Below are 8,282 nucleotides of genomic sequence, written 5' to 3' on the forward strand. Positions count from 1 at the left end.
CGAGGTCGGCCGCCAAGACCGGAGTAGAGGCTGCCAGAAGCGCAGCGGAAAAGATGAGCGCGAATTTCATGCCGTCGTCCCCAAACCACCAAGTTCTGATCTTGCGTATCTTTCCGCCAAAAGTCTGCGCTACTTTTGCAACAGACGCGGAATATTCAACGCGGGAAAGTCGGCTTCCAGTCTCGATTCCGCTCCCGCTGATAGGCCTCGTAATCAGGAATCATTGTGAAGAACACCGGCCGCCGATCGCGTCCTGCGGCCTCGCATGCGGGGCAGACGAACAGCCCCACAAGATCCTGGTGCATTGATCCGTGATCGGGGCCGAGCCTATCGATCAGAGCCTGGATATCGAGCCTTATTGATTTGGAGCACATTGGGTGCCCGCAGTTGACGTAAACGCTTTCGTGGGCGGCCAAGGTGTCAGCCAGGGTCTTCTTCATCCGCGAAATCGCTCCGTATGCCAAACGATCTTGCCGTCCATCCTCACGGGCTTGTGGATCACCAGGCGTTTCGGCAGATGTTCGGGGTGGACCTCGAGCAGCGTGATCTTGATCTGGGGCTTACATCGGCTGCAGTCGAATTTCAGCGACAGCGGGTCGACGCCGCCGCCATAGACCATCATCAAATCGGCGGAACGGCAGTAGCGGACATTGCCGCAACTGCATTCCGCTTTGACGAGCATGTTGTGCCGGGTCGCCTTGCCCAGCGTGTCGATCGGATCGTGCGCCATTAGAACAAAAAAGGAACATTTCGCTTGATCGTCAAGCAGGTCTGTGGAATCTTTTTAGCCATGAGTGATGAAGCGACGAGACTGGCCGAAGGCATGATCGCCGCCCCGCGTCCCGCCGCCCGGATCGAAAATCACCTCTGCGAGCACGCTGGGTGCGGCATGCGGGCGCCGTTCGGGTTTGCGCGGCCGAGGCAGACGCCCCATTGGTTCTGCCTGGCGCACCGCGCCGCCGGGGATCGCTACTTGTAGGAGCATCCATGTCCGATCACGTCCTTCCTACCCAGAAAAAGCCGAAGCTGATCGTCGTCGTTGCCTTCGACCGGGGCGAGGACGGTGAGCTGTTCGCTGCGTATGGTCCGGTTGACCAACAGAGCGAAGACCGAGCGATCCGCACCGCGAAAGCGCTGGCGGGACGTCATGTAGGTGTCATAGCCTGGAGCCGTGATGCAGACCCGGCGCTGGGCGACTATGGATCGCCGACAGTGCTTTTCACCGATGGCGAAGTGCCCGATATGGAGTGACGATGATCAATCGGCCGAGACGAGACGACGACTACCCTGATCGTGAGATCGAGTGCCAGGAAGCCATGGAACCCGGCTTTCAAGCGATAGTCGATTGCATGCTGGAAGCCGGGTGGGCACGTGGCGAAATCCTACGGTCGTTGAAGCTGCTCATTGCTGCTGACAACATGACTCAGAAGGAGAACGCCAAGATGGAAGCACAGTTGGCCATCACTCGCGCCATGATCCGCGCCGGAAAGTCGATTTAGTCGTTCTCGACAGCGGCCTCGTCGACCTCCGTTTCCAACTGGTCGCTAATGGGTTTGATCTTGCCGTTGCCGGCGATAGTTTCGCAGTCGAACCCCTGCAGCCAAGCCTCAGCGTATTCCTGCCAGAACTCCGGCACAGCGCGTTCCTTGCCGTCTTTGCGGGCCTGCGCTCGATTGCCACGAGGCTTTTGCCGTTAGCCCTGTCGAAACAAGGCCTCTCCATATTTCGCCCACAACTGCTCGCAATCCCTAACCCTAAGGCTCGGGCTTCCCGGTTCCCCATACGAGACTATCGCGGCATGAACGTCGTAACCCAGGATCGAAGCATTAGCGACAAACTGGACGGCCTCTCCTAACCGGCAGGAGCCGATCGCGGCAGCAGATTCGGTGGTGGTATCGAACACGCCGAGAATCTGCGCATCCTTATTCCTGGCTGCCAGAGCAGCAGCCATTGCGTCTTCGGTCACCTTCCTGGCTCCTTAGGCGCGCGCTCTTCCCGGAAGTCCTTTAGCGATGCGTGGCGCAGCATCTCCTCGCCCTTCAGGAACTTCACACGGCCGACCAAACCAGGCTTCAGCCATTCGGCCTTGTCCTTCGTCAGCCCCTTCGGCGGCGGCGCGCCAGCCTTGCCCCGCACACGATCCCACAGCGCCTGCCGCTTATCGGCCCTGAAGGTGACGAAGGCGCCGCCCATATAGCGACCGTTCTCAGCCATGAGCACCATCGCCGGCTTGCCGGCCTCGCGCTGCACCCCTATGATGTCCATCTCCTTCTCGGCATAGCACTTGATCTTGCGCCAGTTCATCGTCGGGCCGCTGCGATAGGCGCTCCCCTTGCGCTTCGACACCATGCCCTCGAGCCCAGCCTGGTCGACGAGGTGATAGACAGCATTGCCCGTGCCCGGCATCGCTTCGCTGAATTGTATGCGGCCGCCGGCCGGGATCAACTCCTGAAGGATCTCGCGGCGGTCTTCCACCGGCATGTTGCGCAGATCGTGCCGGTTGAGGTGCAGGAGGTCGAATGCCACCAAGTACAGGTCGCGCGACGGCTTGCGGCTGGTGACGGCGGATTGAAGAGCGTGGAAGTCGGACAGGCCCGCCTCATTGATGCTGATCGCCTCGCCGTCGATGATGAAGCTTTCCGCTTCAATCGCTTCTGCTTCGCCGGCAAGCTGGATATAGGGGCCCGTCCAGTCGTAGCCGTTCTTGGTGATCAGCCGGACGCCGTCTTCATCCTTGATGACCTGAGTGCGGTAGCCATCGAATTTGATCTCATGCAGCCAATCATCGCCCTGCGGTGGCGTGTCGACCAGCTCGGGCTCCATCGGCTTGATGAACTTCAGACGCATGCACTGACTCGCAAAGGACGCGATTCAATCAGCTTTAGCTAAAATAGTTCCGAAAACGGAAATTGCCGCCGTGCACCGCGCTTCGTCCCAACTTTCTTTTTCCTTACCGGAGGAACATGCTTCCGACATCGACGTTCTGACTGGGCTTGGTGTCCTCCAAGCAACTAGCGGGGCCCGTCACTGTTTCCCTCAAGCCGCTGACGGGCCCTTCGCTATTCTGTACGAAGCGCTGCATGCAAAGCGACATTTGCCGGTGGCCCGAGACGGACTTCGGAGGCTTTGGAGTGTCGATCTCGTCTGCAATGGTTCCTGCCGCAAGAACTTCAGAAGCGAGAGCTTGTTCCGTCAGCCTTTGCTAAAATTGAGACAGCGACTTTCCAAGCCGCCACCGTTGCGCCCCCACTGGGGCGATGCGGGCCCGGCAGAGGTTTGAGGCCCTCAGCCAGCAGCACCCGCCTTTGGCACGCAACCAAAAGGCCCGCCACCGTTGAGGCCGCGGGCCAGTTTTACCTGTGGTCTCGCACTGGAGGATGGCAACAGTGCAATGGCCGAAGCGTTTCGGCGCAACAATGTTCCACACCGGGGAAAAATAATTCTGCGCAAAACCCCGAAGCGGTATCAGTAGGTTGTGGCGCCAGGCCCTAACCTCCCCCGCCGCCGCTTCCTTTCCGGTCACTCGTGCGGCATGCTGGCACGATCGAGGACGGAGGCCATGGTCCGCGAAGTCGAGTTTCAGGATGACGATGTGGTGGTCACATCGCGCAGTCCGCTGAAAGGCACCTTGCTGCTGATCACGGATGACGATGATGAGGTCGAGTTGCAACTCGACAAGGAAACCGCCGAGGCATTGATGAGCGCGCTGGGAGCCTTTCTAATGGAAGGCGTGATCGGTCCCCTATAGCCGCCCGCCGATGCACCCGGCGCACCGACTGCGGCTCTTCCTCGAACTCACCAAGGCGAAACGTCATTGACGGGCCTCTTGCTGGGCCGGTGAAATGATAATCACCGAAGGCGAATAAATGAAAAGTTCAGCCGCCAGCCAAAAGCTGGCGGCCATGAAAAGCAGCACGAACGCGACTGCGCTTGGCCGGACTTTGCCACGCTAAACCCGGCTTACGGTAGGACTGAAGTCCGTTTCCTGATCGGCCAGAAGACCAAGCCTGGAACCTCCCGCCATTCTGTCTGTTCTCAGCCTCGGTCAAAACTGGAGGCCGCCACTCATGGAGCTGGGGCATCGGGTTCGGGAGCAATGACGGAATGACTTTGTCCGATGAACTGCGCGACATACCAATGGAGTTTCACTGCCCGGCCTGTTCACATGCGATGGTGAGGCCTGGTTCGTGGCTCAGAACGATCGGAGGCTTCAGATGCGATAGCTGCAAGGCTATGGTGCGCATAGGCTATGAAAAGAAGCTGTCGATTTTTGCGAGCTACCTCAGAAACCTGAGAAGCCTACGCTCCAGCGACGAAGTGCTCGGCCGCCCAGGCAGAAGCCGGTAGCCATTCACCAGACCGAATTTGCCAGGCGCCCCCCGAGCCGCTCGCCTGCTCACCCGTTCGGACGCCGCGAGAAGCCGTTCGGTCACGCCTACATTCGATAGACCAGAGCAAAATAGATTCCAGGGATGGCGATCAGGCAAATCGCCATTCCAATAACTACCGCAATAGCCATGCGCTCCGTCCGCCTGACAAGGTCATCTATCTTGGCATCGTCGTCCAAAGAGATGGCGTCCAGAACGGACACGAATCCGGCGGCATCAGCATCGTTGTCATTTGCAGCGTGGGTTGTGCGCTCTTGTATGTTCGATCTAGGAATAAAGGTCACTGCTTGCCTCGCTCAATGGCGTGCCACCGGCATGACGTATACCCCGTTAAATGCCTCCTCTGCGCTCGCGCTAACGTGTTCGCCACGCGTCGGTTGCTCCCTAAGACCTCAGTCGGGCCGCTCCCCGGACCTTAGGCTTACGGCGGAACGCAAATCACTGCAGGAAGCAAACAGCAGCGGACGCGAAGGCGACCAAGTTCAGCGCACCGAGACAGGCCCGACACACGGTGAAGATAGAGGACCCGCCAACCACCGAGGCGGTTCGCGGGTCCTATCAGCGCAGGAAGGGACGTAGCTGCGCTTATCCATGATATGTCAGCCAAGAATCAATCCCACCGCAAGAAAGGTAAGGGCAGTCGCGAAGACGGGGGCGAGTAACCAGCGCGCTTGGCTAACACTTCTATCCATTTGATTTCTCCATACATTCGGGAAAAGAACACCCCTAGCCCGTAGGCAGTTCCCCACAACTCAAAGGGCAGACCAATGCGTCTTTCGCCCTGCGACTTTGGTCTGGTCAGCATCAGACCAAAGTGCCGACCAGGAACGATGCGGCGGCCGGCGAGTTCGGAGAGTCGGCGGGCACCGCCGCCGAATTGCAGAGGAGAAAAAGTATGAGAATGCACCTTACCAGCGCCGCTGCGGCGCTATTGCTGCTGGCTGGCGTCGGCGCAGTTGCGGCCCAGGATGTTGTCATCACGCCGGAGCAGGACACCGTCGTGCACGAATATGTGAAGAAGAAACCCTTGGCTTCAGTCAAGCTTCCGGGCGTCGAGCTGAATGTCGGCACGGCCCTGCCCGACACAGTCGAGCTTCAGGAGGTCCCCAAGGTTAAATATCGTGTTGTGGTAATCGACAATCGGACCGTTTTGGTCGACCCGAGCACGCGCAAAATTGTGAAGGTCTACGATTGACGAATTGCACCCGCCCGCCGCCAGATCTGGCGGCGGGACCGAGGCGCGTGCCGTACGCAACCGCGAAACGCGCGTCACGGCCTTCTATTTCAGCGCCGCTGCTTCATGGCCCGCGCCTCTCGCAGAAGCGAGTTGATCGAGGGTCCGATCATCCGGATCAGTTCGCGAGCTTGTTCGACGGTTATACCCGTTTCTCTCGCGAGCCAATCAGCCAGATGATCTTCGGATTTGCCCTTAGATTTGGCTTCCGGCATGACGAAGCATCCCTTTAGAGCCGAACTTGCTCGACAGAACTAAGTTCCGGATTAAGCGCACTCGGCACCGGAGCGTCGGCCGTTAGTTCGACGATAGCGTGCGCCACATAGACGGCGGCGACCAGGCAAACCCCGATCGCCAGCGCTTGCCAGAAGGCGCTATGGAAGGATTTCGGCCGGGGGATGCTCATGGCTTTCCATGCCCCATGAAATAGACCGCGACCTTATCCCAGGCGACGATCGCGCCTGTGACGAAGGCGAACAGCAAGCCGAGGAACTTGAGGAACCGGCCGGCGCTTTCCCGGTCCCTCGAGAACTGGATTGACGCCTCCAGATATTTGACCCGCTCCGGCGTAAGGCTGTCGATGAATTCCTTCACCTTCGGATCGAGATCGAGGGCGGTGTTGGCTTCCTCCGTCATTTGACCGCCCTTTCCTTCTCTCGCTCCGCCTGCATGGCCTTCAGCCGAGCAACCCAGGCTTCGGCCTCATGCAGGAGGTCGGCCTCGACTTGCGAGTGACGGCGGTTGTCGATCATCGTTCCGTGCGCCCTGGCGTCGATCAAGATCGCCGCGCACGCAATCACCGCGCCAACGTTGTCGACCTTCGTATCGCGCGCACGATCTTCCCCACGCTGAAGAGCTTCAGGTGCCGCTCCGCCGCGTGGACGTAGGTCATGGCCTCGACAGGATCATCGCGCCAGTTGTGCGGGTCATACTTCAGCGCGCCGTCGAATAGCGCCTCCAGGCCCGCCAGGATGGCCGAGAGCGGGAAGTATGCGATCGGCGGTTTCTTGTTGCCGAAGGCTTGCTTCGGGTTGGGTGGGCGGCCGGCCACGACCGGCGGAGCGTCCGGAACGTTCTGGAATTGCTGACTTTGAAGCCCCGCGGGCTTTAGTGAGTAGGCTTCGACAGGCCCAAACGTCGTGGTTGCGAGATCAGCATCCATCGACGTTCTCCAGCGAACGATATTTCGACAGGGCGGCCAGCGGCTTCAGCAGCGGCGATGCCGTACTTCATGCCGGAGCTTAGGCCGTGGTCGATGTAAACGACGCTGGCTTCGGCCACTGTGCGATTAGAGTTGCCCCAATACATTCGCTGGCCCTGGACGAGGCCCACGGTCGAGTTCGGATCGTGGTTGCCAGGCTTCAGCACGATCTCGATTAAGTCGTGCTTTGCGGCGCTCATTTCGGACACCTCGACCAAGAGATCGGTCGTGGTCGTCTTGGCGTAGCGAGTGTCAACGTCGAGGATATTCCCCGACCTTTCCGTCATGTTGCGCGCGTTGTCGGCGTGCAGGAGGTCGCCCAGGCCGAGCATGGACATCCATACAAGACGTCGACACATCAAATCAGGCGGTTGCTTTCCGCAATTTGACGCGCCCGCCGCACCGTGCCGTCGGTGTCGGCGAACTTTCGTCTTGTTGCTTCGTCAATTCTGATCGTCAGCCGCTTCGACAGGATTTTTGCGGCTTCGACGATCGGCTTGAGCGGTATGGCCGGAGCGTCCGGGGTTTTCATGTACCTCATCTTGTTGTCCTTTTAGGAAAAATGAAAGGGCCGCGGAGCGGCTGTCCGCTCCAGCAGCTCGCACGGCGTTAAAGTTATGTTCGCACGATCCATGCCAGCAACGCCGGATCAAAATCGGAGTTGCCAGTATAGTCGCGGATCAAAAGCGCGGCGTATGCCTGCCATTGATCCTCGGAGATCTGCTTTTCAATGACCGATGTTCTGAAGGCGTCGCGCAGGATATCGCAGTCAAAAGTCGAAATCGCATCGGCCGAATAATCATTGTCCATCATGCAGCTCCCATCGAGGAACAGGAGTACGGTGGACGCTCTCGAGCGCCGGTGCCCAAGTTTGTGGCCGGCGACAATGGGAGCAGGTGCTTAGCGAATCATTCCGGCGAGTTTGCTCGGCTGTGCGTCAGCTTAGCGGCCGGCCTGTTCCCGCCGCTTGGTGTCTTGATCGTTCAGCCGGCCGACCATCTCGTCCGCTTCGCTGGCATTGATGCCGACCATGATCTTGTGATCGGTCTCGGCGGGCTGGCCGGTGAAAACGTCGAAAACGGTCCAGCTGTCCCTGTGGTCCATGCGAAGCGCGTAGCGGTTTGCCATAGTTGCGTCCTATTCGTTCTCACCTGCACCGATGCGTGATCGGTTCAGGCCTGCAGAATAAAAAACACTGCTGCCAGGATAACGACTGTCCACAGCACCACGCACAAGTTCAAAGCCAGCCCCCGGTGCGACGAGAGGCCTTCCCGCGAGGGGGCTACCACGTTCTTCATCTTCCTGGATATGGCCGGCATGGCCGCAACGGCGACCGGCGGCTTGAGCCCAAGCCTGCCGAATACGGAAGCAGCGTCGGCTCACGCACGGACTTCTCCGGATGCCAAGGTCTCAGTGTCCCATGCCGCCGCCGCCGGCAGGTGCGGCATCCTTGGCTGGG

General features: G+C 59.5%; 19 protein-coding genes. 5 read left to right on the plus strand and 14 right to left on the minus strand.

Annotated features, from left to right (window positions below; genetic code table 11):
- Positions 1-155: 155 nt before the first annotated feature.
- Complete coding sequence (locus tag JT360_RS32420; protein ID WP_214477404.1) at positions 156-440, minus strand: hypothetical protein; 285 nt, start codon at positions 438-440, stop codon at positions 156-158.
- On the minus strand, positions 437-730 hold the full coding sequence (locus tag JT360_RS32425; RefSeq protein ID WP_214477406.1) for a hypothetical protein: 294 nt from the start codon (positions 728-730) through the stop codon (positions 437-439). Before JT360_RS32425 ends, JT360_RS32420 begins: the two co-directional genes overlap by 4 nt.
- Before the next feature lie 24 nt (positions 731-754).
- Here JT360_RS32425 and JT360_RS32430 point away from each other — a divergent pair, with 24 nt between their 5' ends.
- From JT360_RS32430 to JT360_RS32440, 3 genes are read left to right on the plus strand one after another with little or no spacing between them, the layout of a single operon-like run.
- Positions 755-979, plus strand: a complete 225-nt coding sequence (locus JT360_RS32430; protein ID WP_214477439.1) for a hypothetical protein — start codon at positions 755-757, stop codon at positions 977-979.
- A gap of 8 nt (positions 980-987) precedes the next feature.
- Positions 988-1,251, plus strand: coding sequence for a hypothetical protein (locus JT360_RS32435; protein ID WP_214477408.1), 264 nt, complete (start codon positions 988-990; stop codon positions 1,249-1,251).
- Positions 1,252-1,253: 2 nt separating this feature from the next.
- The gene (locus JT360_RS32440; RefSeq protein WP_214477410.1) at positions 1,254-1,499 is read left to right on the plus strand and encodes a hypothetical protein; all 246 of its coding nucleotides are present in this window, start codon (positions 1,254-1,256) and stop codon (positions 1,497-1,499) included.
- On the opposite strand, the gene JT360_RS32445 is transcribed toward JT360_RS32440, so the two are convergent.
- Genes JT360_RS32445 through JT360_RS32455 form a run of 3 tightly spaced genes read right to left on the minus strand, consistent with a single transcriptional unit; the run spans position 1,496 to position 2,847 of the window.
- Positions 1,496-1,636, minus strand: a complete 141-nt coding sequence (locus JT360_RS32445) for a hypothetical protein (protein WP_214477412.1) — start codon at positions 1,634-1,636, stop codon at positions 1,496-1,498. The genes JT360_RS32440 and JT360_RS32445 overlap by 4 nt on opposite strands.
- Positions 1,637-1,693: 57 nt before the next feature.
- On the minus strand, positions 1,694-1,966 hold the full coding sequence (locus JT360_RS32450; RefSeq protein ID WP_352128956.1) for a hypothetical protein: 273 nt from the start codon (positions 1,964-1,966) through the stop codon (positions 1,694-1,696).
- A complete protein-coding gene (locus tag JT360_RS32455; RefSeq protein ID WP_214477414.1) occupies positions 1,963-2,847 on the minus strand; it encodes an ATP-dependent DNA ligase in 885 nt (294 codons plus the stop codon). The genes JT360_RS32450 and JT360_RS32455 overlap by 4 nt, the downstream gene beginning before the upstream one ends.
- 712 nt (positions 2,848-3,559) lie before the next feature.
- Here JT360_RS32455 and JT360_RS32460 point away from each other — a divergent pair.
- Positions 3,560-3,748 (plus strand): hypothetical protein, encoded by a 189-nt coding sequence (locus tag JT360_RS32460; protein ID WP_214477416.1) that lies wholly within the window; start codon positions 3,560-3,562, stop codon positions 3,746-3,748.
- A gap of 687 nt (positions 3,749-4,435) precedes the next feature.
- Here the strand turns inward: JT360_RS32460 and JT360_RS32465 are convergent.
- Positions 4,436-4,672 carry a hypothetical protein gene (locus JT360_RS32465; RefSeq protein WP_214477418.1) on the minus strand — a complete coding sequence of 79 codons (237 nt, stop codon included), beginning with the start codon at positions 4,670-4,672 and terminating at the stop codon, positions 4,436-4,438.
- Positions 4,673-5,283: 611 nt separating this feature from the next.
- On the opposite strand from JT360_RS32465, the gene JT360_RS32470 reads away from it, so the two are divergent.
- On the plus strand, positions 5,284-5,583 hold the full coding sequence (locus JT360_RS32470; RefSeq protein WP_214477420.1) for a DUF1236 domain-containing protein: 300 nt from the start codon (positions 5,284-5,286) through the stop codon (positions 5,581-5,583).
- Positions 5,584-5,672: 89 nt separating this feature from the next.
- Here JT360_RS32470 and JT360_RS32475 read toward each other — a convergent pair whose 3' ends face one another.
- The 8 genes from JT360_RS32475 to JT360_RS32510 form a co-directional block, all read right to left on the minus strand.
- Positions 5,673-5,837, minus strand: a complete 165-nt coding sequence (locus JT360_RS32475; RefSeq protein WP_214477422.1) for a hypothetical protein — start codon at positions 5,835-5,837, stop codon at positions 5,673-5,675.
- A 14-nt stretch (positions 5,838-5,851) separates the two neighbouring features.
- Positions 5,852-6,028, minus strand: a complete 177-nt coding sequence (locus tag JT360_RS32480) for a hypothetical protein (protein ID WP_214477424.1) — start codon at positions 6,026-6,028, stop codon at positions 5,852-5,854.
- Positions 6,025-6,258: a hypothetical protein gene (locus JT360_RS32485; protein WP_214477426.1), complete on the minus strand. Its 234-nt coding sequence runs from the start codon at positions 6,256-6,258 to the stop codon at positions 6,025-6,027. Before JT360_RS32485 ends, JT360_RS32480 begins: the two co-directional genes overlap by 4 nt.
- Before the next feature lie 160 nt (positions 6,259-6,418).
- Positions 6,419-6,784 carry a dATP/dGTP diphosphohydrolase domain-containing protein gene (locus JT360_RS32490; RefSeq protein WP_214477428.1) on the minus strand — a complete coding sequence of 122 codons (366 nt, stop codon included), beginning with the start codon at positions 6,782-6,784 and terminating at the stop codon, positions 6,419-6,421.
- On the minus strand, positions 6,730-7,161 hold the full coding sequence (locus tag JT360_RS32495; RefSeq protein ID WP_214477429.1) for a hypothetical protein: 432 nt from the start codon (positions 7,159-7,161) through the stop codon (positions 6,730-6,732). Before JT360_RS32495 ends, JT360_RS32490 begins: the two co-directional genes overlap by 55 nt.
- Positions 7,162-7,181: 20 nt before the next feature.
- A complete protein-coding gene (locus JT360_RS32500) occupies positions 7,182-7,355 on the minus strand; it encodes a hypothetical protein (RefSeq protein WP_250889232.1) in 174 nt (57 codons plus the stop codon).
- An 83-nt stretch (positions 7,356-7,438) separates the two neighbouring features.
- Positions 7,439-7,633: a hypothetical protein gene (locus JT360_RS32505; RefSeq protein WP_214477433.1), complete on the minus strand. Its 195-nt coding sequence runs from the start codon at positions 7,631-7,633 to the stop codon at positions 7,439-7,441.
- Positions 7,634-7,765: 132 nt separating this feature from the next.
- Entirely contained in the window at positions 7,766-7,951 is a 186-nt protein-coding gene (locus JT360_RS32510; RefSeq protein ID WP_214477435.1) for a hypothetical protein, read from the minus strand.
- Positions 7,952-8,282 lie beyond the last annotated feature (331 nt).

This window comes from Mesorhizobium sp. dw_380 (genome assembly GCF_018588885.1).
Lineage (GTDB): Bacteria > Pseudomonadota > Alphaproteobacteria > Rhizobiales > Rhizobiaceae > Mesorhizobium.